Source organism: Mesorhizobium sp. M1A.F.Ca.IN.022.06.1.1 (genome assembly GCF_003952605.1).
Lineage (GTDB): Bacteria > Pseudomonadota > Alphaproteobacteria > Rhizobiales > Rhizobiaceae > Mesorhizobium.
Window position 1 is genome coordinate 5,726,421 of record NZ_CP034455.1, and the last position, 22,032, is coordinate 5,748,452.

Consider the following 22,032-nt stretch of genomic DNA (forward strand, 5'->3'; position numbering starts at 1 on the left):
AGCCAGCGGAGGACCGCCTTTCCATGAGCCTGCCAGTTTTGGTCGTCCTTGTCGTGTTCGGCATCGCGCTGTCGGTGGCGGCCGTGCATTTCACCGGCGGTACGACGACCGCGACGCTTGCCGGGGCTGAACACGCGCTCGCGCGTTTTGCCGAAGATTTTCCAGACGAAAAGCCTCGGGCGGTCAGGCTGACATCGGACAGGCAAGCCGCCGTCCTGGAACTCGACCCGCAACGCTGCGGCATCGTCCAGAGCATCGGCGACCGTTTCCTAACCCGCATCGTCACGCCGCGGGATGTGCTCGCCCTGGTACGGCAAGGGAATGTCTTGTCGCTGCGAATGGATGATTTCACCTGGAAGGGCGGGCGGTTTGCCTTCGCCGACGAGGCAGACGCGCTGACCGTGGCGGCGGTGCTGCTGAAGCACGATCAGATCCGAGAGGCGGCGTGATGGACGATTACAATTTCCCGCAGGTCACCCAGCTTGCCATACCGTTCTTCGTCACGGCGATCCTGATCGAGCTCTGGCTGGTACGCACCGGCCGCGCCAAGGGATCGTTCGAGACGCGCGACACGCTGGCCAGCCTGATGATGGGGACGGGCAATGTCGTCGCCGGCCTGCTGCTCGGTGTCGTATCCTACTGGGCGCTGCTGTGGCTCTGGCAGTTCCGTTTCTTCAATCTCGGCCTGTCGATCTGGGTGTTTGTCGCCGCCTTCCTGCTCGATGATTTGCGTTACTATGTCTACCACCGCATCGCGCATCGGGTGCGCTGGGTTTGGGCCGAGCACGTCAACCATCATTCCAGCCAGCATTACAATCTCTCGACGGCGCTCCGGCAAAGCTGGACCGGTCTCTTCACCTTCATGTTCGTGCTGCAGGCGCCGCTGGTGCTGCTCGGCTTCCATCCGGCCGTCATTGCGTTCGTCTTCGGCTTCAACCTCGTCTGGCAGTTCTGGATCCACACCGAAACGATCGGCAAGATGTGGGGCTGGTTCGAATTCGTCTTCAACACGCCCTCGCACCACCGCGTCCACCACGCCACCAATCCGCGCTATCTGGACGCCAACTATGCCGGCACGCTGATCATCTGGGACCGCATGTTCGGCACTTTCGTTGCGGAACTGGACGAGGCCCGGCCGCGCTACGGCATTGTCAAGAACATCGGCACCTTCAACCCGCTGAAGGTCGCCTTCCATGAATGGATCGGCATGTTTAAGGATGCGATGATGCCGGGACTGACGCTCGGCCAGCGTCTCAGCTATCTGATCCGGCCGCCAGGCTGGAGCCATGACGGCTCGCGCGATACGTCGGAGACGTTGAAGGCGGCCTATGTGCGGAGGAATCCGTCCGAAGCAGGAAAGCCGGGATTGCCGGCGGCGAGTGCCGAGCCGGCGGAGTAGCTATTCCGCTGCCTGCGCCTGCGAAGGCAGGCCCAGCCACACGCGACAATCGGCCAATGCGCGCGCCGTGATCGCGCGGCGCTTGGCAACGGTCTTGTCCTTGCCGCGCAGGCGCTTGCCTTCAGACTTTGGAGCCTCGACCGGCGGGAACAGGCCGAAATTGACGTTCATCGGCTGGAAGGAGCGCTTGCCCGGCTCGTCGTCGGAGACGATGTGGCCGCCGGTAATATGGTTGAGCAGCGCGCCGAAGGCCGTGGTCGACGGCGGCAGTGAGGCCGCCCGGCCGAGCCGTTCGGCCGCGGCGAAGCGGCCGGCGAGCAGGCCGATCGCGGCGCTTTCGACATAGCCTTCGCAACCGGTGATCTGGCCGGCAAAACGCAGGCCGGGGCGCGACTTCAGCTGCAGCGACGGATCGAGCAGCGTCGGCGAGTTGATATAAGTGTTGCGGTGCAGGCCGCCGAGGCGGGCGAATTCGGCATTCTCCAGTCCGGGAATGGTGCGGAAGATGCGGACCTGCTCGGCATGCTTCAGCTTGGTCTGGAAACCGACCATGTTGTAGAGCGTGCCCAGCGCATTGTCCTGGCGAAGCTGCACCACTGCATAGGCTTTGGCCGACGGATTGTGGACGTTGGTCAGCCCCATCGGCTTCATCGGCCCGTAGCGCAGCGTCTCGACGCCGCGCTCGGCCATCACCTCGATCGGCAGGCAGCCGTCGAAATAGGGCGTGCCTTCCCACTGCTTGAACTCGGTCTTTTGGCCCTCCAGCAACGCCGCCACGAAGGCGAGATATTGCTCCTTGTCCATCGGGCAGTTGATGTAGTCCTTACCGGTGCCGCCGGGGCCAACTTTGTCGTAGCGCGACTGGTACCAGCAGGTGTTCATGTCGATGGTGTCGAAATGGACGATCGGCGCGATGGCGTCGAAAAAGGCGAGCGCATCGGCGCCGGTTGCTTCGGCAATCGACTGCGCAAGCGAAGGCGCGGTCAGCGGACCGGTGGCGATGATCGCTTGGTCCCAATCCGCCGGCGGAAGTCCAGGCACTTCCTCGCGCTGGATGGCAATCAGCGGATGCGCTTCGATTTTTGCGGTTACTGCCTCGGAAAAACCGTCGCGGTCGACGGCTAAAGCGCCGCCGGCCGGGACTTGGTGCGCGTCGCCGGCGCTCATGATCAGCGAGCCGGCGAGCCGCATTTCGGCATGGAGCAAGCCAACTGCATTGGTCTCGGCGTCGTCCGAGCGGAACGAGTTGGAGCAGACGAGCTCGGCGAGCCCGTCGGTCTTGTGCGCGTCGGTGCCGCGCACCGGGCGCATCTCGTGCAGCACGACCGGCACGCCGGCTTCTGCGATCTGCCATGTGGCTTCGGAGCCGGCGAGGCCGCCGCCGATGACGTGAACGGGATCTTTGCTCATGAGCGCCGAGATAGTCGCTTGGCGCGGCGAATGCAATTGCCGGCTTCGACGGGCCGACTACCTCCAAAACAACAACACCCGCCGGGGGAGGAGGTCCGGCGGGTGTCGTTTTGGGGGTCGATCCTCGGGAGGAGGTGAAGATCGACCATATTCGTCATTGCCGGGGAGGAGGTCGGCTTTGACGAAATTCCTTCCGCCAGTTGAAGGGGCGGATCCTTTCGGAGAACAACGCCCGCCGGGGGAGGAGGTCCGGCGGGCGCCGTTTCGGTGGTCAACCTTCGGGAGGAGGTAAAGGCTGACCGTATCCGTCAGGGTCGGGGAGGAGGTCGACCCTGGCGAGATTCCTTGTCAAACCGCCTTGCGGGCGATCATCTTGATCTCGTCGCGAACGATGCCGAGATCATTGAGCTGGCGGTTCGAAAGCCGACCCAGCTCAGAAACCGTCTCGCGATAAACGCGCCAGTTACGGTAGCTGCGGATCAGGTTCATTGTCTTGCTCTTCTCAAAAACTGGTTCGGACCATTCGCGGTCCGAAGCGGATTAGACCGCCTTGCGAGCGACGTAGTGAATGTCGCTGCGGCTGATGCCGAGGTCGGTCAGTTCACGGTTCGACAGGCGGCTCAGCTCGGAAACGGTGTCCCGGTAGCGGCGCCAGTTGCGGTAGTTGCGGATCAGGTTCATGGTAGTGCTCGTTTCGTCTTTGGTTCGGATCATTCCGTTTGTGTACGAACGGAAAATAGGCAGGGTCATATCGGTTTAAAAGTGCCATTGGTGCATGGCAGCAATGCAAATTGTGCAATGCAACATTAACGGCGATTCACGCTTGCGCCATAAGGAAGACCGAATCGGAAAATGCCGTTGCGTCAACGATTTGCGGCGCGAGGTAGTAAAAATGGCCAAGCTCGGGGGAACGGATGGCGGGCTATGGGACGAAGGTGAGGGCCGATATCGCCCGCTGGCGGGCGGCGGGCCTGATCGACGCGCCGACGGCGGACGCATTGACGCGTGACGTTGCCGCCAACGATCGCGCCTCGCTGAGCTTCGGCTCTATCCTGGCGATGATGGCGGCGTTACTGTTCGGTGCCGCGATCCTGATCTTCGTCGCCGCCAACTGGGAAGCCATTCCGCGCCTGGCGCGCGTGACGGCGCTGTTTGCTGTCATCCTCGGCGGTTATGTCGCTGGCGCCGTTCTGAAGACACGCGACCATGCGGCGATCGGTGAGGCGCTATGGATCATCGCCGCCGCGGCCTTTGGCGGGTCAATCGCGCTGATCGGTCAGATGTATCATCTGTCGGGCGACGAGGCTTCGGCATTGCTGACGTGGTGCGCCGGCACGGCGCTGGCGGCGGTCGCATTGCGCTCGAACCCGCTCACCGTCGCCTCCGTCGGCATCGCCGATGCCTGGCTGTTCCTTAAATGGGGAGGATTTTTCCGCCGGGCCGAGTTCCCGCATCTCTTCGCCGCTATCGTGCTGGTGCTGTTCGCCATTTCATTCTGGACACGCAGCCAGGCGGCGCGGCACGTCGTCATCCTTTCGATCGTATTCTATCTCCTGCTGCTGGCGATCGACCACAACACGCTCCAGGTCGCGATTCCACTCGTGCTCGTCTCGATGCTGCTGTTCGCGGCAGCGATCTTTGTCGCCGAACCCGTCGACAGCGTCGTGCAACTCGGCGGCAGGCTGCCATTGCATGCGCTCATCGGCTTTCTTGCCGGCCTCGCAATGGTCCAGTTCGAACTGGCCGATGAGGCGAGCTACAACAGCGGCTTTGCCATTGCCTCGGCAGCCGCGCTTGCGGGCATCGTCGCGGCGATCATGCTCGGCGGCCGTGAAAGCAGAGGCTTGCGCTGGGTTGCCTATGCCGGCTTTGCCTTCGAGCTCGCCATTATCTATGTGGTGATGTTGCAGTCGATGCTCGACACGGCTGGCTTCTTCCTGTCCGCGGCCGTGCTGCTGGGGATACTGGCGCTGGTCATCATCCGCGTTGAAAAACGAATGAATACGCCCGCCGGAGGAGCAGCGGCATGAGCGGCAAAAGACTGATCATCGCGGCGCTGGTGACGGCGCTTGTCCAAATCGGCTTGCTGGGCTGGATCATCGCCGGACGCGCGGCGATCCTGCGCAACGGCAAGGAGGTCCTGCTCAAGGTCGAGCCCGTTGACCCGCGCGATCTTCTGCGCGGCGATTACATCTCGCTTGGCTATGACATCTCGCGCATCCCGGTGAAGCTTATCGCCAACATTCCGCCGGGCAAGATCACCAGCAACGACTCCGAGTTCGTCGTCAGGTTGAAGAAGGCTGTCGACGGCTACTGGCAGCCGAGCGCGGCATGGTTCGATCAGGCGCCGGCGCCTGCCGCTTCCGATGAGGCCGACATTGTCGGGCATGTAGCGGATGGCTGGGATCTGCGCTCACCCGACATGACGATCACGCCGGAATACGGGATCGAGCGTTTCTACCTGCCGGAGGGCAAGGGGATGGCGATCCAGAACGACATGCGCGTGCGGCCGTTCGGCGTCAAGCTGGCGCTCTCCGCCAATGGCAAGGCGCAGATCAAGGCGCTCATGGACGGCGACAAGACGCTGTTCGAGGAGCCGCTTTATTAGTGTGTTCGGGCCTGGGCGTCAGCGCGACGGTCCGCGTTAACGACGGTCCTGGTTATGGCCGGACATCGCCCGTCTCGGCGATGATTTTGGGATAGGGACCGATCGATATCGTATAGCTGAAGTCCGCTACGCCTTTCTCCTGCTTGTGTGTCGAGGGGCTGCGCACAATCCAGTCGTAGATGCCTGAGACCTTGCAGCGATCGTTGGCGCAGCTGACCGCAATGCTGTCATTGCGGACGTTGTATCCGCGTTCAGGCCATCGCTGGTAATAGCTCCTCTTGTCCTCAATGATCGAACTTAGGTTCGTCAACTTGCCATGATAGTCGACCGTGGGAGCGTAGGACGCCTGAGCCTGAGCAAGAGCGAAATCGTTGTTATCGCCATGATGCTCGATGAGGTCCTTGACAAACCCGACCGCAACGCTTTCCGGCTGTTGCCTGGCGTCGGGCGCAGGAGCGCACACGGACGCAGGATCCGGCGTCGTTGATATCTGCAATGCATTCGCTGGCGATTGGTCCGCTGCGGCATTGGTCACACGCAACTCTGCCATTTCGCTGGCCGACAGGTACCGCATTTCATGCTTGTCATAGCTCGAAGCCAATTCCATCAGCTTGGGATCCGCTCCCATCTCGATCACATAGGATATGATTGCGGCCGTGCCGAACTGGAAACGGGCCTCCGCGTCTTCATTTGACATCCCGTCGGCCGGTTTGAGGGACGGCCGATGAACGCCGATGGAACCTGGTTCGGCAACGCGGTGGACGCCGCCCAGGAAGGCCAGTGAGCAGGCTGAAGCGCACTGCAATTGGCGAAGCTGAAAAGTATCCAACCCCGCCGCGCGGATCATTCTCCCCAAGCGAATCGCACTGCCGACGTTGCCGCCGGGGGAGTTGAAGACGATCATCCTGGCCCTGCTGCTCGCGACCGCGTTGCTGAAGGCGTTCAGGGGTTCATTTGCGCCAAACTCACCGGATACAAGAAGCATTGGCTGCTGGCCCGGAGAGGAAACCGAAGTGTACTCTAAGGCCTCAACGTGACACGTCGCTGCCGCGACAGCCGACCCAACCGCCAGGACCAGAGAAACTACGCGCACAACCTGACAGAGCCCCAACCTGCCTGTTGCTGCGACTAAGAACCTGTCGACGGGCTATTTCAAGGGCATTGGACACGAAAAAGCGGATTGTCTGCTCGAGCCTTGCGTGCGCCGCCAGAAGTTGATGGCTCCGATCCTTCCTGCCAAAGGTTCGGAGGACACGCTTCCCTCTGACGACCATGGGGTGCCTACCACCAGAAGCTCGCCAGGCGAAGGGTGGTGCGGATGAAGGGACTCGAACCCCCACGCCTTTCGGCACTGGAACCTAAATCCAGGGCGTCTACCAATTCCGCCACATCCGCGTTCCCCGGCAATCCCATGTAGCCATCATTCTGTCAATGTCGGGGTCCAAGTCACCGTCATTCTCGTAATCGCGAAGATGGTTGAAAATTAGCCTAGCCTGTGACAAAAGGCGTGTCGAATGTGACGGGACGCGACTATCCGCTTCTGCCGAATGCAAGAAGAAGTAGGAAAAACAAAGACTTCTTCACATTTTGGAAGCGCAGTTCAGGAGAGTTTGAGCCGCATTGGCGGTCAAATCACCAGGTTCCGTACCAAAGCCATTTCCGGCAAGATTATACCGGCAGGCTGTGAACGGCTAAGGACCGTTTGGCAGCCTCGTTGGTGAAAACAAAGGTTTTAGGATGCAGGTCACCGAAACGCTCAACTCCGGTCTCAAGCGCGAGATCAAGATCACCGTGCCGGCCGGTGACATGGAAGCCAAGCTGATGGCGCGGCTGAACGACGCCCGCGGCAAGGTGCGGATCAACGGTTTCCGCCCGGGCAAGGTGCCGGTACAGCACCTGCGCAAGATGTACGGCAAGTCGTTCATGGCCGAGGTGGTCAACGAGATCCTCAACGACTCGACCCGCTCGATCATCTCGGGCCGCGGCGAAAAGGCCGCCATGCAGCCTGAAGTCATCATGACCGAGGACGAGAAGGAGGCGGAGAAGATCCTGGCCGGCGGCGCCGACTTCGAGTTCCGCCTCAATTACGAGGTCATCCCGGCCATCGAGGTCAAGGATTTCTCCGACATCAAGGTGACGCGTCAGGTTTACGACGTGCCGGAATCGGAGGTCGACGACCAGGTGAAGCGGGTCGCTGAATCGGCTCGCAGCTACGAGCCCAAGGAGGGCAAGGCCGCCGAAGGCGATCGCGTGAGCATCGATTATGTCGGCAAGATCGGCGGCGAGGCGTTCGCCGGCGGCGCCGGCACCGACCAGCCGCTGGTGCTGGGCTCGAAAGAGTTCATCCCGGGCTTCGAGGACCAACTGGTCGGCACCAAGGCGGGCGATGAGAAGCAGGTCACGGTGACCTTCCCGGAGAACTACCAGGCAGCGCATCTGGCCGGCAAGGAAGCCACCTTCGACGTCACCGTCAAGGAAGTGGCCAAGCCCGGCGCGCTCGAGATCAATGACGAGACGGCCAAGAACCTTGGCCTGGAATCGCTGGAGCGCCTGCGCGAGATCGTGCGCGGCCAGATCGAGAACCAGTTCGGTTCCATGACCCGCCAGAAGGTGAAGCGCCAGCTGCTCGACCAGCTCGATGCCGCCTATTCCTTCGAGGCACCGTCGAAGCTCGTCGAGGCCGAGTTCAACAACATCTGGGCGCAGGTCAACCGCGACCTCGAAGCCGCCGGCCGTACCTTTGCCGACGAAGAAACGACGGAGGAAGAGGCGCGCGCCGAATATATGCGCCTGGCCGAACGTCGCGTGCGTCTCGGCTTGGTTCTTGCCGAGATCGGCGAGAAGGCCGGGGTCACCGTGTCGGACGATGAACTGCAGCGCGGCCTGTTCGAGCAGGTTCGCCGCTTCCCGGCCAACCAGCAGCAGGAAGCTTTCGAGTTCTACCGCAGCAACCCCGAGGCGATTAATTCGCTCCGCGCGCCGATGTTCGAGGAAAAGGTCGTCGACTATTTGCTGGGCCAGATTTCGGTCGAGGACGTGAAGGTCAGCAAGGAAGAGCTGATGGCGGACGACGAGGAGGCCGAGAGCGCCAGCAAGGCGAAGCCGGCGAAGAAGGCTTCCTCCAAGAAAGCCGAGGCCAAGGCCGGCGAAGCAGCCGGTGAGGCGGAAGAGCCCAAGAAGAAGGCCGCGCCGAAGAAGAAGGCCGCCAAGGACGCCGAGTAAAACCGGCGATAAGCTGATTTCGAAAGGCCGCCCACGAGGCGGCCTTTTTCGTTCATGTTCTCTGTTGTTGCTGCGGGGCAACACCACCCGCTTCAGATGAATGCACGCTGCTGGCGATACCGAACATTGATGATTATCTGCTCGATATCACATTGCGCAGGGTCGTTTGGAGGCGTCGGTGGGTGTGGCATTCACGATGAGGGGCGTGGTCGTTACCGCGGCGCTCTTGCTTGCCGCGGCCGGTGTGGCAGAGGCCGGACCCGATCTCGGCAACTGGCGCGTCGACGCCGGCAACGACGGCCAGGTCACTGCGTCGCTATACGCCACCAACAAGCTGATCACCGGCGGCGGCGCGCTGGGCTACAGTCCGGTGCTGACGCTGGCTTGTCGACCGGGCGGCGAACCGCGTTGGAGCGAATGGCTGCAACTCAACGATTCAGTCTCCGCCAGCCGCAAGATCACCATGTCGGTCATGGTCGATGGCGGCGGCAAGTTCGATGAAAGCTGGTCTATCGGCCCACGCGGTAAAATGCTGGTCAGGGACGGAGCCGATGGCATCAAGCGGCTGGTTTCGGCGAGCCGGCTGTTGCTGTCATGGCGCTTCGGCCTGCTGTCGGGACGCGGCGAGGCCGATTTTGAACTCGCCGGACTGTCCGAGGCGATCGGACAGATGGCTGCAAGCTGCAATACCGATCCGCCGTGAGTCTCAGTACACGGCCTAAAGGGCGTCGCGAGGAGCCGGACTCAGGCGACGCGCTTTAGGTCCGTGTTTTGATGCATGTCGTTCTGCCAGAACCGCTAAGCAGCTTGGGCGACGTGCACCTTCGCACAAATTGCCGTTTCTACCCATTGGCGTGATACTGTGGTATGTAGATGCCGCAATTCCATTGGTGGGACCACGGATATTCCGCTGTACCGTGCAGGCCGCCCCAGCGCAGCTGGCGTGGTGCGGATCGTCCGGCGCAGATGACGATCGATCAGGGAGGAATGCCATGCGCGCAATCGCACTTTTCATCGCCTCGGCGGCCACGATCTTCATTGCAAGCCCTTCGCGGGCGCAGGATGCAGCCGCAGGCGAGAAGGTCTTCACCAAGTGCAAGGTCTGCCACATTGCAGACCAGGACCAGAACAAGGTCGGCCCATCTCTGCACGGCGTCATCGGGCGCACGGCGGGCACGCATCCCGGTTTCACTTTTTCCCCTGCTATGATCGAGGCCGGAAAATCCGGCATCAAATGGGATGAGCCCACGCTGACGAAGTATCTTCAAGACCCCAGGGGCATGATCAAAGGGACGAAGATGGTGTTTCCCGGCCTCAAGAACGATCAGGACGTAGCCAACGTCATCGCTTACCTGAAACAGTTTTCGAAGTAAGCGGGCCCTTCCAGGCCCCTTTCGGTGGCGCCGGCTCGCCCCGACCGAAGGCGGCCGGCATGACGCTGCTGAAGTGTGGCCGCCGGCGCCGTCATGCAGGCAGCGCAAAAAATCCCAGCACCAACAGAATGGCTATGCCAAGGCCGAGTATGAGAAGCGTTCGCGTGTCCATGACGTTCGCCTTCGACCAGGCGCATGACCCGGAAATCGGGAAAGGATCACGGGCCAATCAAAGTGATCCAGCCTCCTTTGCGCGTACCGGAGGCACTGCGTTGTAGTTGTATAAGAATACCGCAAAAAAACCTCTCGAACCAGCGTGGAGCTCTGGCCGGCCACCGCACCCTCGTTCCAATGAAAAGAGACAAATCGGGCGCAATGGAGTATGTTGGCTGCCGGTGCAGGTCGCGGTTTTGCGTGGCCAACCATGCAGAGCGGTAGCACCGCGAATCCGCGACCTTGCCGGACCCTGGTCTGGAGGAATGGTCATGGCAAGCTTTCACGTCATTGCAGGCGCTAGCGAAACGCTCGAGCATACCAGAGTGAGAAAGATCGGCCTTTCCGATCTTTTCGACGCGCTCAGGCGCGGGGTCGACGATTTCATGGTGAAACCCTCGCATATCGTGTTTCTGTGCATGATCTATCCGCTCGTCGGCGTGGTGCTTGCTACCTGGACATCGGGAGCGAACGCGCTGCCACTGCTGTTTCCGCTGGTGTCCGGTTTTGCGCTGATCGGCCCATTCGCGGCGATCGGTCTTTACGAGATCAGCCGCAGACGGGAAGCCGGGCTCGATGCATCCTGGCGCCATGCCTTCGAGGTCAGGAACTCCCCGGCGCTGCCGGCCATCGCCGCGGTCGGGATCATGCTGTTCGCGATCTTCATAGCGTGGCTTTTGACCGCCAAAATCTTCTACGAGCAGCTGTTCGGTCCCGCGCCCCCGGCATCGCTGTCCAGCTTCATCGCTGAGATATTCGCCACCGGGCGCGGTTGGACCCTGATCGTGCTGGGTCACGCCATCGGATTCGTCTTCGCCGTGGTCGTGTTGTGCACCACCGTGGTGGCTTTTCCGCTGCTGCTTGATCGCGATGTCGGCGCCTACGAAGCCATTCACACTTCGGTACGCGTAGTGCTGGCGAACCCCATCGTAATGGCCGTCTGGGGACTGATCGTCGCCGTTGGGCTGATCGTCGGTTCGCTGCCGGTGTTCGCGGGGCTGGCGGTTGTGCTGCCAGTCCTCGGCCATGCCACCTGGCACGTGTATCGTAAGGTCGTGGAAGCGCCGGCCGCCGCCCCAAGACCGGCGAACTAGCAAACCCTGTCGAGCACGGGCTGGAGTGCCGGTGCTCTCACAGGGCCGGGTGGCTGAAGCGTGCCCGACGCGCGCCTGTGGTCAGGTCGCGGAAATCCTTGCCGCTGACATGCACAAGGGTCTTGTGGTCGCCGCCCTCGAAGTAGATATCGGCGGCGTCGCCGAGGCTTTCGTCCAAAATGACCGGCACGTCATAGGCCGCGCCGATCGGCGGTACGGCGCCGATATCGCAATCGTCGAAGAGCGAGACCACCTCGTCCTCGGAAGCGAGCCCGAGGCGCTTGTCCATGACGTCCTGGAGCTTGGCGAGTTCGATCCTGTGGGTGCTTGGGACCACGGCCAGCGCATAGCCGAGCTCGTGGTGAACGACCACGGACTTGGCCATCATGCTGCCGGGCACGTGGGCGGCAATGGCGGCCTGCCTGCTGGTTGCAGTCCGATGATGCGCGACGGTGTCGTACGGGATTCCCTTGCCGTCTATGAAATTCCTCAGTCTGTTCGCTATCGTCATTTTCCGCGTCCTTTGCTTGAGTTCACGACGCATATCAAAACCAAACCGCCGGTTGTTTCGAGGCACCGGCCATTTCGGGCTGATTAGGCTGCGGTTTATCCGAACCGCGCGTCAGGGGCCGGGCCCGAAAAACGCGATGCGGGTCAGCAGCGTATAGTCGGCCTCGAAGACCATCATCGCCACGAAGACCAGCACCAATATCGGCGGCAGGATGATCGCATACATCATCGCCAACCGTTCCCAGGCCATGTGCATGAAGACGGCCACGATCAGTCCTGCCTTGAGCATCATGAAGATCAGGATCAGCGACCATCTGAGATAGCCGTGCAGGCCGAAATAGTCGACCATATAGGAGCAGGCGCTGAGTATGAACAGCCACACCCAGACCACCAGATAGAGCTTGATCGGGTGTTCCTGGTGCGTGTCCGATTTGCCGGCGGTCGCTGCATCGTGGGTGGAGTGCAGCGCCTGTTGTCCGAGACCGTTTGCGGTTGCTTCAGCCATTTCGTCCTCTCAGCAAAGCCTGCCTCTCACCAAAGATAGAAGAAGGCGAAGATGAACACCCAGACCAGGTCGACGAAGTGCCAGTAGAGTCCCATGATCTCGACATTCTCGTAGTGGCCCCGGCGACTGGTGAAAAACCCCGGACGCCCGATGTCGTAATCGCCGCGCCAGACTTTTCGCGCCACGATGATCAGGAAGATGACCCCGATCGTGACGTGCGTGCCGTGGAAGCCGGTGATCATGAAAAAGCATGAGCCGAATTGCGCGGCTCCCCAGGGATTGCCCCAGGGCCGCACTCCTTCGGTGATGAGCTTGGTCCATTCGAAGGCTTGCATGCCGACGAAGGTTGCGCCGAGCGCGGCGGTCAAAAGCATCAGGATCGCGGTTTTGCGGCGATCGCGGCGGTAGCCGAAATTGACCGCCATGGCCATGGTGCCGCTGCTGGAGATCAGCACGAAGGTCATGATGGCGATCAGGATCAGCGGGACCTCCGACCCGCCGATGTGCAGCGCGAAGACCTTGCTTGGGTTGGGCCACGGCACGCGCGTCGACATGCGGGCGGTCATGTAGGAGAGCAGGAAGCAGCCGAAGATGAAGGTGTCGCTGAGCAGGAAGATCCACATCATGGCCTTGCCCCAGGACACGTTCTTGAACGCGCGCTGATCCGAGGCCCAGTCGGCGGCAATCCCGCGCCAGCCCTGGGGGCGATCCAACTGGCTGCTATCCGTCAGTGTCGTCTCGGCCATCGCCAGTCTCCTAGGTCAGCAGCCGTTGGCAAATGCTCACGAATGTCGCCGCCCAGCCGGCCAGGACGGCGAAGATGCCGAGCCAGACGAAAAGCAGGAAATGCCAGTACATCGCGCAGAGCTCGATCCCGAGGCGAAGCCGCTGCGGCCGGGCGCCCGTCCAGGCGCCGATGCTCGTCCTGCCAAGGCCGACCAGCCCGCCCAGTATGTGCAGGCCGTGCATGGCGGTGATCAGATAGAAGAAGCTGTTGGCCGGGTTGGAGTCCAGCAGGTAGCCGTCATCGGTCAACTGCCGCCACGCGATCAGTTGGCCGATGAGGAAGGCGAGGGCGGTCAGCCCGGCCGTCGCAAGACCGAGGCTGACCATGTCCGTCTGGCCTCTGCGCGCCGCGATCACGGCGCATTGCAGCGCGACGCTGCTCAGCACCAGCACGCCGGTGTTCAGCCAGAGCAGGCGCGGCAGCGGCAGAGGCCGCCAGTCCGGCAGACCCATGCGCATGAAATAGGCGCTGGTGAACAGCGAAAACAGACAGCCGACAACCGCGAGGAAGACACCGAGGCCGATCTTGGCGGTGGGCAGGGCCGATCGCTCTAGGCCGACGAAATCCCCGGCCAAGCCTTGCTCGAGCCACGGCTTCGCGGTCAGCCGCTGGTGCGAAAGCCACCATCCGGCAAAGCCGGCGATCACCAGCAGGAAGACCAGGATGACGCTCATGCCGGCTCCCTCGATGGGATGAAGGAGCCCGGCACGTTCTGCGGAATGAAATCCTCCTTCGCGCCCGGCACGCTGTAGTCATAGGCCCAACGATAGACGATCGGCAGTTCCTTGCCGAAATTGCCGTGCGCCGGCGGCGTCTGCGGCGTCTGCCACTCGAGCGTCGTTGCCCGCCACGGATTGCCGCCGGCCTCACGGCCGTGACGGATGCTCCAGATCAGGTTGAACAGGAACACCATCTGGGCGAAGCCGACCAAGAAGGCCATGATGCTGATGAACGAATTCAGATGATGGGCCGACTCCGTCATGATCGTCATGTCTGTCAGTTCGGCGTAGCGGCGCGGTACACCAATCAGGCCGATATAGTGCATGGGGAAGAAGATCAGGTAGGCGCCGAGGAAGGTGACCCAGAAGTGAAACTGGCCGAGCGCCTCGTCCAGCATCCGTCCGGTGACCTTCGGATACCAGTGATAGATCGCGCCGAAGATCACCAGGATCGGGGCGACACCCATCACCATGTGGAAATGGGCAACGACGAACATCGTGTCCGACAGGGGAACGTCGACGACGACATTGCCGAGGAACAGCCCCGTCAACCCGCCATTGACGAAGGTGACGATGAAGGCGAGCGCGAAAAGCATTGGTATCGAGAGGTGGATGTCGCCGCGCCACAGGGTCAGCACCCAGTTATAGACCTTGATGGCGGTCGGAACGGCTATGATCAACGTCGTCGTGGCGAAGAAGAAGCCGAAATAGGGGTGCATGCCGCTGACATACATGTGGTGCGCCCAGACCACGAAGCTCAGGGCGCCGATCGCGATGATCGCCCAGACCATCATTCGGTAGCCGAAGATGTTCTTGCGCGCGTGCGTGCTGATGAGGTCGGACACGATGCCGAAGGCCGGCAGGGCCACGATGTAGACTTCCGGATGGCCGAAGAACCAGAACAGATGCTGAAACAGGATCGGGCTGCCGCCACTGTGCTGCAACTGTTGGCCCATCTCGACGATCGCCGGCATGAAGAAGGAGGTGCCGAGCGCGCGGTCGAGCAGCATCATCACACAAGCAACGAACAGCGCCGGGAAGGCGAGCAGAGCCATGACGGTGGCGGTGAAGATGCCCCATACGGTGAGCGGCAGGCGCATCAAGGTCATACCCCGCGTGCGGCCCTGCAGCACCGTCACAACATAGTTCAAGCCACCCATGGTGAAGCCGATGATGAACAGGATGAGCGAAGAGAGCATCAGGATGATGCCCCAGTCCTGGCCACCCGGCGTGCCGGTCATGATCGCCTGCGGCGGGTAGAGCGTCCAGCCGGCGCCGGTCGGTCCGCCGGGCGCAAAGAAGCTTGCGACGAGAACGAGCACCGCCAACAGGTAGACCCAGTAGCTCAGCATGTTGACATAGGGGAAGACCATGTCGCGGGCGCCGACCATCAGCGGGATGAGATAGTTGCCGAAGCCGCCGAGGAAGAGTGCGGTGAGCAGGTAGATCACCATGATCATGCCGTGCATGGTGATGAACTGGTAGTAGGCCTCCGGAGTAATGAAATCGAACGTGCCGGGGAAGCCGAGCTGCAGGCGCATCAGCCAGGACAGGAACAGCGCTACAAAGCCGATCGCCGTTGCCGTTGCCGAATACTGGATCGCTATGACCTTGGCGTCCTGCGAGAAGACGTATTTCGTCCACCAACTGTGCGGATGGTACAGTTCCATTTCCCCGACTTCGGCGGGGGAACGGCATCTGCGGGTGTGACGTCGACCATGGGAGCACCTCCCTGTTCAGCGGGCCTCGACAGTTTCGACTTTTGCCCCGACGTCCAAAGCGGACGCCATTGTCTTTCCTGGCAGCGGGTTCGCCGAGCCCGTTTGCTGAGGCGCCGACAGTTGCGCAAAAGTCTGCTGCTGCCCGAGCCAGGTCAGGTAATCCTGCTCGGTGTCGACCATCACCATGCCATGCATCAGCGGATGTCCCTGGCCGCAGAGCTCGGCGCACAGGACCTGGAAGGTTCCGGTCCTTGTTGGAGTGAACCAGAAATAGGTGACCGATCCCGGGATCATGTCCATCTTGGCGCGGAATTCCGGGATGTAGAAATCATGCAGCACGTCGATCGAACGCAGCAGCATCTTGACCGGTTTGCCGACCGGCAAGTGCAGGTCCGCCGCCTCGACCACGACGTCGTCCTGGCCGTTGGGATCCTTTGGGGCGATGCCTAGCGGGTTCTCAGCGGCTACTTCACGGGTGTCCGAAGTGCCGAGCTTGCCGTCCTTGCCTGGCAGGCGATAGCTCCACTGCCATTGCTGAGCAACGACCTCGATTTCGGTCGCATCGCTCGGCACGTTGACGAAGCGGCTCCAGACGAACAGGCCGGGAACGAGCAAGGCGGTGACGCCGATCGCAGTGACGATCGTCAGCCACCATTCGAGACGCTTGTTCTCCGGTTCGTATACCGCGCGATTGCCTTCGCGATGGCGAAAGCGGAACACGCAATACGCCATGAAGAGAACAACGGCGGCAAAAACGACGCCGGTGATCCAGAAGCTGATGATGATGGTGTGGTCGATATAGTCCCAGTTCGAGGCAATCGGCGTCCACCACCATGGGCTCAGGAAGTGGAACAACACCGAGCCCACGACGATCAAAACGAGTACAAGCGCGATGGCCATGTCCCGTCCTCCGGTATTTCATGGGAGCGCGAAGCATCCAACGCCAATACCAAGCCGCATCATGCTCGATTTCCGGTTGAAATTCCAGAGCCGACTAGCTGATGTGCAAAACGTTGCTGCGCGCCCGGACCTTTTGGGGCGGGGGCCTTGGCGCAGCGGGCCCTTCGTCGAAGCATTGCCCTTACGGACGATGTGCAGAGGGCTGAATGGCCGGCTTGATGCCGCTGGCGGGTAGATCAACTAGTTCATTTTAGGCGTGCGGACGGCTGCCCTGGCCTTTTGCCGGCGAGATTTGACCGCCTCCAGCAGTTCGCGTTCGCTGGTGTGAGCATTTCGAAAGATGGCCACAACCAATACCGCTAGAATTTCCGCGTCCGGGTCCAAAGGATCGAGCTGTTCATCTGCGCAGACCTGATTGAACACGCGTTCGCAAACGGCCAGATCTAGAGGGCTAAGGCAGGTGCGATTGAAACGCCGACGCAGCATTTGAGCGAACCTTTCAGCGCCCGCCGCCCGTGCTTTGCGGCGGGGCCTTGTCACCGAGGCTTGAAAAGATGTTGTCCCCAGCTTCTAGTAACGTTACTCCATGCTCGGCGATTGTGTTGTCAATAATCCCAAAATCTGTGCGCAGTCCCGAGATCTATATTGGCCGACCCGCATGAGCTGGTAATAGTCTTGCCGTTTGTTGTCGGGTATACGGAAGCCGCGTCGAAAGTCAGCCGCCTCTTTCGGGGCGCGAGTGCAGCCAAGTTTGCTGGCGCTGACTTTCAAACTCGCCAGTGAGCATCCGAGCTTTGCCGCAATGTCTTTCAATGGCTCGTTGTTGACATATCCATCAAGAATTATCTTGCGGCGAGCTTCTCCTTTGACTTTTTCATTCATTACCTGGTCTCCTCAACGTCGCTTTCACGATGTCGGAATCTATAGGCGCCGGTCTGAAGTGTGTCGTTAGCCTCGTATCCAGAAACTTATCTCGGGATGCATTTCTTATTGTAACCCAGCGTGATCGACGATGCGGTCCACAGGCTTGCCAGATCCCGGGATACACCACATGATTGCGGGGGCATGGGCATACCGGAATCGGATATGGCACCACGCGCGATGGACGCTAAGGAGCAAGACGAGGCGCATACCGGGCCTGTACCGGAGCGCGAGCGACGGCGTTGGCCTCGCGACGTTCAACCCGACAATGAGGCGGCTCGGCCAATCGCGCCGGCACTGGAACCGCTGTCCTTTTCAACACTCGAACTGGCAGCAGAGGATCAATTCCCCGCTTGGCAAGCGCATGTGGCACCGCTTGTCGAGGTCAGGCTGCCGGATGACAAATCGTTGGACGACGGCTTCCTCGCAGCGCACAAGGCTTGGAATCTCGGCGGCATGCTGATCGTTGAACAGCGGACGCCGGCGCACAGTTATATCCGTTCCGCCGCAAAGCTTCGGTCCAGCTCGATCGATCATTGGTATGTCGTCTTGCCACATACCGGCCGGTCGTGGACGGAGGTCAATCGCCGTGTCGCGGAGGGCCAGCCGGGCAAACTTGAGATCAGGTCGCTGGGCTACCCGTTTCGCGGGAGGATGACCGAATCCGAAAGTCTCGTTCTATATTTGCCGCGTGATTTGTTCGCCGACGCGGCGGCAACCCTCGACGCAAACAACAACTCAATTCTTTCCGGCAATTTTGCAAACCTTTTGATCGACTATGTCGACGGCATCGTATCAAGGCTGCGCAGTCTCACCGCTGACGACCTGCCTCGCATCGTACACGCAACCCGCAGCATGATCATTGCGTGCCTCGCGCCGCCGGCCGAACATGCGGCTGCGGCCGAACAACTGGCGAGTGTCGCGCTGATGGAGCGGGCCCGTCGATACGTCCAAAACAACCTGGAAGCGGCTCATCTGACGCCGGATTCAATGTGCCGGGCGCTCGGTGTTTCGCGATCTCGTCTCTACCAGCTGTTCGAACCGAGCGGTGGGGTGCTCCATTACATTCAAAGTCGCCGACTTCTAGCGGCCCATGTTGCGCTCAGCGATCCGGCGGACAGACGGCGCATCGTTCAAATTGCGGAGGCCTTCGGGTTCAGTTCAGCGGCAAATTTCAGCCGGGCGTTCAGCAAGGAGTTCGGTTACAGCCCCCGCGAAGGGCGCAGGACGACGGTGTTGCCGCGCCCCGCCCACTCTGTTTCGCTTGGCGAGCACGAGAAGACCTCCTCGTTTGAAGGATGGCTCAAGGCGCTTGGAAGCTGATCATAGCATCCGCGGCGGGCGTTTCATCAGTATGCCCGGAGTGATACTGGATCCGGCGACAATCCTTGCCGGGCAAGCGATCCTTGGCTGGCGGTACCCCATTGGCAAAATCCCTGGCGAGAGATGCCGTGCCGATCGAGATATGTACGCCCGGATAAGTATCTGGATGCGCAGCTAACGACAGCGCGGCCTTATTCGTAGATGTTCGCTGTGACTTAGCGGGGGGCTCGGCACAGGCGGCAGGTTTCCAAGTTGGGGGGAATATCGCACCGCCTGTGCCGACCGCGCCGCCGCAAACCGTCAAAGGCGTAAGTGAGTTAGCGTGCCAAGGCCGAGGCGGCCGGTTGGTGTTCATTCCGCCGCAGAATGGGTTAGTGGGGGCTCGATGGCTTAGTGGGGGCTCGGCACAGGCGGCAGATGTCCAAGTTGGGGGGACATCGGATCGCCTGTGCCGCTCGCGCTACCGCTATCCGTCGAAGGTGTGGCGTAGTTGAGTAAGCGTGCCAATGGCCGGGGGCGGCTGGCCGGTGTTCATTCCGTCGCAGAATGGCTTAGTGGGGGCAAGGCACAGGCGGCAGGTGTCCAAATGGATACCAGATCGCCTGTGCCGCTCGCGCCACCGCTATCCGGCAAAGATGGTGGCCTAGTTGAGTCAGCGTGACAAGGTCGACGGCGAACGGCTGGAGTTCATTCCGCCGCAGATACCAACTCTTGTCGAGCGGCCGCCCGAAGATGAAGGGTGGGTCCACGAGGCCAAATTCGACGGCTACCGCACACAAATCATCATCGAAAAGGGCGGCGCGCGTCTTTACAACAAGAACGGGCGCGACTGGACGACGAAATACTGGCCCATCGCGCTGGCGGTCGACCTGCCATGCCGGGCTGCCATTCTCGACGGCGAGGTGATTGTCTCGGGCGGGCGGGGCTCGCCCGGTTCTCCTGCGCTGGAAGCCGCGATCTGGAACGAGCCGAGCCGGCTGGTGTTCGTCGCTTTCGACATCCTCCATCTCGACGGCCGCAATCTTATCCCCTTACCCTTGCTGCAGCGCAAGCAAGCGCTGTGGCGACTGGTTGAGCCTGGCCTCGGCAAGATCCAATACAGCGAGCATTTTGAGGGCGACGCGCTCGCGATCTTTCGCGCCACCGAGAAAACAGAGCTCAACGGCGTCATCTCGAAACGCGCCGATAGCCCCTACCAGAGCGGACCGTCGAAAACGTGGCTGAAAACCAAATTTTTGAGAAAGCCGATCTCGAAACACTAGGTCTGTGATCGAGCCCAGGCCGCGAATTCCGCTCTGTCCTGTGGATCGCAATATTTCGAATCACGCCTGGCGCGACGCCGATTATCTGTCGATTCGCGATTTATTAACAATGAATGAACGTCCATCGTGGAATAACCTGCCCGCCAATCACAGCGGAGGATCCATTGCAATTACAGCGCATGCACCGCTTGTTGAAATAGCGAGTTGAAAGTTTGCCAAGCTTGTTACTTATGCTATTTCTAAACTGGGGGACGCTAATTTTCTCCGCCTACGGAGGTGGCTTTTGCGTTCAGAGGCATCAGGCGTCGGCACGCAGAATGAGGAGTCGTCCTCAAGCGATGGTTCACGTGCCGGCGAAGCGCTTCTCGCTAACCTGTTGGCGAATACGACCGAACTTCTATCGTTCTATGATAGCGACTTCCGCCTAACTCACTACGCCGCCAGGCTTAAACGTCTGTACGGAGGTGCGGTGGTGCCAGGCGCAGCCATTTGGGAGATCTATCCAAGCTTCCTCGATACGAGGTGCCGCGACGAATTTCTTCGGGTGTTCCAGGGCGGCTCTGCGGCAAGCATTGACCTGCCGCGATCATCGGGCGAAGCGCCCCGCTCCGTTTTCGTCTTCGGCACTGCAGATGGTGTGGGAATCATCGAATCCCGGGAGCAGGGGGAGCGCAGCGCGGCGCAGGAGCAGGAGCATATGATTCTGCTCCATCAAGCGACGCACGACGTGCTGACCGGACTGCAGAATCGGCGGCGATTCGGCGAGCGGCTGCAGCAAGCGCTGGCGGCCATCGGCGGATCTCAGCCAAAAGCCGCCCTGCTGCAAATCGATCTTGACGATTTCAAAGCGGTCAACGACACGCTCGGCCATGGGGCAGGCGACACGCTTCTGCAACTCGCGGCAGGTCGAATCCGCGACGCGCTGGAGGACGGCGAATCTGCGTACCGGTATGCCGGCGACGAGTTCGCCGTCATCCAATTGGGCAAGGAGCAGCCCGCGGAAGCCGAGCGCCTCGCAACCTCGCTGGTCAACTCGTTCAAGGACCCTTTCGTCATCAACGGCATTCCCGTCTTCGTCGGTTCAAGTATCGGAATCGCTTTCGGGCCGGAGCACGGGACCGATGGCGAGCAGCTGATGAAAGCCGCAGATATTGCTCTTTACGCAGCCAAGACGGATGGTCGCGGCTGCGCTCGAACGTTCAATCGCTCGATGCTGTTGTTGCTCGAGCAACGCGAAAATCTGAGGCGCAGCCTTCGAACCGCGCTGGAGCGGGGCGAGCTTTACCTGGACTATCAGCCGCTCATCAGGCCTCCTTCGTCGGTGATTGGTTTCGAAGCGCTGCTGCGGTGGCGGCACCCCGAGATAGGAATCATTCCGCCCGGCGTGTTCATTCCGATCGCCGAAGCGGACGGTCTGATGGACGAAATTGGACGATGGGTGCTCGAGCAAGCTTGTCGCCAGGCATTGGCGTGGCCTTCCGCGCTGACAGTCGCAGTCAACCTGTCGCCGGCTCAGTTCCTAAGCGGTTCGCTGACGGACACGGTCGCTCAGATCATCGACGCAGTTGGAATCCGAGCTGAAAGGCTTGAACTCGAGATAACCGAAACGGTTCTTCTTGAGAAGACTATCGACAATATAGATACTTTGAATACGTTGAACGTCCTGGGAATACGAATCTCGCTCGACGATTTTGGAACATACTATTCATCCTTGAGCTACCTTAAGAATTTTCCGTTCGATACCTTGAAGATAGATCAATACTTCATCGCGGACCTGGAGACGGATCTGAAGAGTCAAACGATTGTGCGATCGATCATAAGTCTGGCGCACGGCCTGGGAATTAGCGTCACCGCCGAGGGGGTCGAGACGTCGGCGCAGGCACGGTGGCTGATCAAGGAAAATTGCGATTACCTGCAAGGCAATTTCATGGGACGGCCGCTCGGATCCGAGGCAACCGGCGATTTCATCAGGCGGTCGCCGCCGAACGGGCTGGTAGCGATGGAGGAATCAAATCGGGCGCGCTAGCCACTTGCACCGTTTGTAAATCGGAGGGCTGTAAAAACG

Annotated in this window: 22 protein-coding genes, 1 tRNA gene and 1 pseudogene; 11 read left to right on the forward strand and 13 right to left on the reverse strand. The window is 60.8% G+C overall.

What is annotated here, in order from left to right; genetic code table 11:
• Positions 1-23 precede the first annotated feature (23 nt).
• Together EJ078_RS27175 and EJ078_RS27180 are read left to right on the forward strand one after the other, a co-directional pair.
• Entirely contained in the window at positions 24-449 is a 426-nt protein-coding gene (locus tag EJ078_RS27175; RefSeq protein WP_127214234.1) for a hypothetical protein, read from the forward strand.
• Entirely contained in the window at positions 449-1,399 is a 951-nt protein-coding gene (locus tag EJ078_RS27180) for a sterol desaturase family protein (RefSeq protein ID WP_189413676.1), read from the forward strand. The genes EJ078_RS27175 and EJ078_RS27180 overlap by 1 nt, the downstream gene beginning before the upstream one ends.
• On the opposite strand, the gene trmFO is transcribed toward EJ078_RS27180, so the two are convergent.
• The 3 genes from trmFO to EJ078_RS27195 all read right to left on the reverse strand — a co-directional run bounded on the left by trmFO (position 1,400) and on the right by EJ078_RS27195 (position 3,490).
• Entirely contained in the window at positions 1,400-2,809 is a 1,410-nt protein-coding gene (gene trmFO, locus EJ078_RS27185; protein WP_127404016.1) for a methylenetetrahydrofolate--tRNA-(uracil(54)-C(5))-methyltransferase (FADH(2)-oxidizing) TrmFO, read from the reverse strand.
• Positions 2,810-3,157: 348 nt separating this feature from the next.
• A complete protein-coding gene (locus EJ078_RS27190; protein WP_067000031.1) occupies positions 3,158-3,298 on the reverse strand; it encodes a DUF1127 domain-containing protein in 141 nt (46 codons plus the stop codon).
• Positions 3,299-3,349: 51 nt separating this feature from the next.
• Positions 3,350-3,490, reverse strand: coding sequence for a DUF1127 domain-containing protein (locus EJ078_RS27195; protein WP_006335194.1), 141 nt, complete (start codon positions 3,488-3,490; stop codon positions 3,350-3,352).
• 233 nt (positions 3,491-3,723) lie between these two features.
• On the opposite strand from EJ078_RS27195, the gene EJ078_RS27200 reads away from it, so the two are divergent.
• Together EJ078_RS27200 and EJ078_RS27205 are read left to right on the forward strand one after the other, a co-directional pair.
• Positions 3,724-4,839 (forward strand): DUF2157 domain-containing protein, encoded by a 1,116-nt coding sequence (locus EJ078_RS27200; RefSeq protein ID WP_127214228.1) that lies wholly within the window; start codon positions 3,724-3,726, stop codon positions 4,837-4,839.
• Positions 4,836-5,417 carry a GDYXXLXY domain-containing protein gene (locus EJ078_RS27205; protein WP_127404017.1) on the forward strand — a complete coding sequence of 194 codons (582 nt, stop codon included), beginning with the start codon at positions 4,836-4,838 and terminating at the stop codon, positions 5,415-5,417. The genes EJ078_RS27200 and EJ078_RS27205 overlap by 4 nt, the downstream gene beginning before the upstream one ends.
• 52 nt (positions 5,418-5,469) lie before the next feature.
• On the opposite strand, the gene EJ078_RS27210 is transcribed toward EJ078_RS27205, so the two are convergent.
• Together EJ078_RS27210 and EJ078_RS27215 are read right to left on the reverse strand one after the other, a co-directional pair.
• Positions 5,470-6,321 (reverse strand): hypothetical protein, encoded by an 852-nt coding sequence (locus tag EJ078_RS27210; RefSeq protein ID WP_127214224.1) that lies wholly within the window; start codon positions 6,319-6,321, stop codon positions 5,470-5,472.
• Positions 6,322-6,727: 406 nt separating this feature from the next.
• Positions 6,728-6,812, reverse strand: a tRNA-Leu gene (locus EJ078_RS27215).
• Between the two features lie 342 nt (positions 6,813-7,154).
• Here EJ078_RS27215 and tig point away from each other — a divergent pair.
• From tig to EJ078_RS27235, 4 genes are all read left to right on the forward strand, one after another.
• Positions 7,155-8,639 carry a trigger factor gene (gene tig / locus EJ078_RS27220; RefSeq protein ID WP_067329599.1) on the forward strand — a complete coding sequence of 495 codons (1,485 nt, stop codon included), beginning with the start codon at positions 7,155-7,157 and terminating at the stop codon, positions 8,637-8,639.
• Positions 8,640-8,835: 196 nt separating this feature from the next.
• Positions 8,836-9,342, forward strand: a complete 507-nt coding sequence (locus EJ078_RS27225; RefSeq protein ID WP_127214245.1) for a hypothetical protein — start codon at positions 8,836-8,838, stop codon at positions 9,340-9,342.
• 289 nt (positions 9,343-9,631) lie between these two features.
• Positions 9,632-10,012 carry a cytochrome c family protein gene (locus EJ078_RS27230; protein WP_067000047.1) on the forward strand — a complete coding sequence of 127 codons (381 nt, stop codon included), beginning with the start codon at positions 9,632-9,634 and terminating at the stop codon, positions 10,010-10,012.
• Between the two features lie 485 nt (positions 10,013-10,497).
• Complete coding sequence (locus tag EJ078_RS27235; protein ID WP_067325381.1) at positions 10,498-11,319, forward strand: DUF2189 domain-containing protein; 822 nt, start codon at positions 10,498-10,500, stop codon at positions 11,317-11,319.
• A 37-nt stretch (positions 11,320-11,356) separates the two neighbouring features.
• Here the strand turns inward: EJ078_RS27235 and EJ078_RS27240 are convergent, their stop codons facing one another.
• From EJ078_RS27240 to EJ078_RS27275, 8 genes and pseudogenes are all read right to left on the reverse strand, one after another.
• Entirely contained in the window at positions 11,357-11,830 is a 474-nt protein-coding gene (locus EJ078_RS27240) for an aminoacyl-tRNA deacylase (protein WP_067325364.1), read from the reverse strand.
• Positions 11,831-11,941: 111 nt separating this feature from the next.
• Positions 11,942-12,334, reverse strand: a complete 393-nt coding sequence (locus tag EJ078_RS27245) for a cytochrome C oxidase subunit IV family protein (RefSeq protein WP_082980618.1) — start codon at positions 12,332-12,334, stop codon at positions 11,942-11,944.
• 26 nt (positions 12,335-12,360) lie between these two features.
• Positions 12,361-13,080, reverse strand: a complete 720-nt coding sequence (locus tag EJ078_RS27250; RefSeq protein ID WP_067000053.1) for a heme-copper oxidase subunit III family protein — start codon at positions 13,078-13,080, stop codon at positions 12,361-12,363.
• A 10-nt stretch (positions 13,081-13,090) separates the two neighbouring features.
• The gene (locus EJ078_RS27255) at positions 13,091-13,795 is read right to left on the reverse strand and encodes a cytochrome c oxidase subunit 3 (RefSeq protein WP_127214222.1); all 705 of its coding nucleotides are present in this window, start codon (positions 13,793-13,795) and stop codon (positions 13,091-13,093) included.
• Positions 13,792-15,560, reverse strand: a pseudogene (locus EJ078_RS27260) (cbb3-type cytochrome c oxidase subunit I). The gene EJ078_RS27255 and the pseudogene EJ078_RS27260 overlap by 4 nt, the downstream one beginning before the upstream one ends.
• A gap of 16 nt (positions 15,561-15,576) precedes the next feature.
• Positions 15,577-16,461, reverse strand: coding sequence for a cytochrome c oxidase subunit II (locus tag EJ078_RS27265; protein WP_067000063.1), 885 nt, complete (start codon positions 16,459-16,461; stop codon positions 15,577-15,579).
• A 240-nt stretch (positions 16,462-16,701) separates the two neighbouring features.
• Positions 16,702-16,947, reverse strand: a complete 246-nt coding sequence (locus EJ078_RS27270; protein WP_067000066.1) for a hypothetical protein — start codon at positions 16,945-16,947, stop codon at positions 16,702-16,704.
• A 93-nt stretch (positions 16,948-17,040) separates the two neighbouring features.
• Positions 17,041-17,343 (reverse strand): hypothetical protein, encoded by a 303-nt coding sequence (locus tag EJ078_RS27275; protein WP_127214219.1) that lies wholly within the window; start codon positions 17,341-17,343, stop codon positions 17,041-17,043.
• Between the two features lie 204 nt (positions 17,344-17,547).
• On the opposite strand from EJ078_RS27275, the gene EJ078_RS27280 reads away from it, so the two are divergent.
• From EJ078_RS27280 to EJ078_RS27290, 3 genes are all read left to right on the forward strand, one after another.
• Positions 17,548-18,705, forward strand: coding sequence for a helix-turn-helix domain-containing protein (locus EJ078_RS27280; RefSeq protein ID WP_245456891.1), 1,158 nt, complete (start codon positions 17,548-17,550; stop codon positions 18,703-18,705).
• A gap of 647 nt (positions 18,706-19,352) precedes the next feature.
• Positions 19,353-19,967, forward strand: a complete 615-nt coding sequence (locus EJ078_RS27285; protein WP_127214216.1) for a DNA ligase — start codon at positions 19,353-19,355, stop codon at positions 19,965-19,967.
• A gap of 376 nt (positions 19,968-20,343) precedes the next feature.
• Positions 20,344-21,993: an EAL domain-containing protein gene (locus EJ078_RS27290; RefSeq protein WP_127214241.1), complete on the forward strand. Its 1,650-nt coding sequence runs from the start codon at positions 20,344-20,346 to the stop codon at positions 21,991-21,993.
• The last annotated feature ends 39 nt before the right edge of the window (positions 21,994-22,032 follow it).

Excerpts from the sequence above, each read along its gene's own strand:
- EJ078_RS27175 (WP_127214234.1), top strand. The coding sequence starts at position 24 with ATGAGCCTGCCAGTTTTGGTCGTCCTTGTCGTGTTCGGCATCGCGCTG.
- EJ078_RS27180 (WP_189413676.1), top strand. The coding sequence starts at position 449 with ATGGACGATTACAATTTCCCGCAGGTCACCCAGCTTGCCATACCGTTC.
- trmFO (WP_127404016.1), bottom strand. The coding sequence starts at position 2,809 with ATGAGCAAAGATCCCGTTCACGTCATCGGCGGCGGCCTCGCCGGCTCC.
- EJ078_RS27190 (WP_067000031.1), bottom strand. The coding sequence starts at position 3,298 with ATGAACCTGATCCGCAGCTACCGTAACTGGCGCGTTTATCGCGAGACG.
- EJ078_RS27195 (WP_006335194.1), bottom strand. The coding sequence starts at position 3,490 with ATGAACCTGATCCGCAACTACCGCAACTGGCGCCGCTACCGGGACACC.
- EJ078_RS27200 (WP_127214228.1), top strand. The coding sequence starts at position 3,724 with ATGGCGGGCTATGGGACGAAGGTGAGGGCCGATATCGCCCGCTGGCGG.
- EJ078_RS27205 (WP_127404017.1), top strand. The coding sequence starts at position 4,836 with ATGAGCGGCAAAAGACTGATCATCGCGGCGCTGGTGACGGCGCTTGTC.
- EJ078_RS27210 (WP_127214224.1), bottom strand. The coding sequence starts at position 6,321 with ATGATCGTCTTCAACTCCCCCGGCGGCAACGTCGGCAGTGCGATTCGC.
- tig (WP_067329599.1), top strand. The coding sequence starts at position 7,155 with ATGCAGGTCACCGAAACGCTCAACTCCGGTCTCAAGCGCGAGATCAAG.
- EJ078_RS27225 (WP_127214245.1), top strand. The coding sequence starts at position 8,836 with ATGAGGGGCGTGGTCGTTACCGCGGCGCTCTTGCTTGCCGCGGCCGGT.
- EJ078_RS27230 (WP_067000047.1), top strand. The coding sequence starts at position 9,632 with ATGCGCGCAATCGCACTTTTCATCGCCTCGGCGGCCACGATCTTCATT.
- EJ078_RS27235 (WP_067325381.1), top strand. The coding sequence starts at position 10,498 with ATGGCAAGCTTTCACGTCATTGCAGGCGCTAGCGAAACGCTCGAGCAT.
- EJ078_RS27240 (WP_067325364.1), bottom strand. The coding sequence starts at position 11,830 with ATGACGATAGCGAACAGACTGAGGAATTTCATAGACGGCAAGGGAATC.
- EJ078_RS27245 (WP_082980618.1), bottom strand. The coding sequence starts at position 12,334 with ATGGCTGAAGCAACCGCAAACGGTCTCGGACAACAGGCGCTGCACTCC.
- EJ078_RS27250 (WP_067000053.1), bottom strand. The coding sequence starts at position 13,080 with ATGGCCGAGACGACACTGACGGATAGCAGCCAGTTGGATCGCCCCCAG.
- EJ078_RS27255 (WP_127214222.1), bottom strand. The coding sequence starts at position 13,795 with ATGAGCGTCATCCTGGTCTTCCTGCTGGTGATCGCCGGCTTTGCCGGA.
- EJ078_RS27265 (WP_067000063.1), bottom strand. The coding sequence starts at position 16,461 with ATGGCCATCGCGCTTGTACTCGTTTTGATCGTCGTGGGCTCGGTGTTG.
- EJ078_RS27270 (WP_067000066.1), bottom strand. The coding sequence starts at position 16,947 with ATGCTGCGTCGGCGTTTCAATCGCACCTGCCTTAGCCCTCTAGATCTG.
- EJ078_RS27275 (WP_127214219.1), bottom strand. The coding sequence starts at position 17,343 with ATGAATGAAAAAGTCAAAGGAGAAGCTCGCCGCAAGATAATTCTTGAT.
- EJ078_RS27280 (WP_245456891.1), top strand. The coding sequence starts at position 17,548 with ATGGCACCACGCGCGATGGACGCTAAGGAGCAAGACGAGGCGCATACC.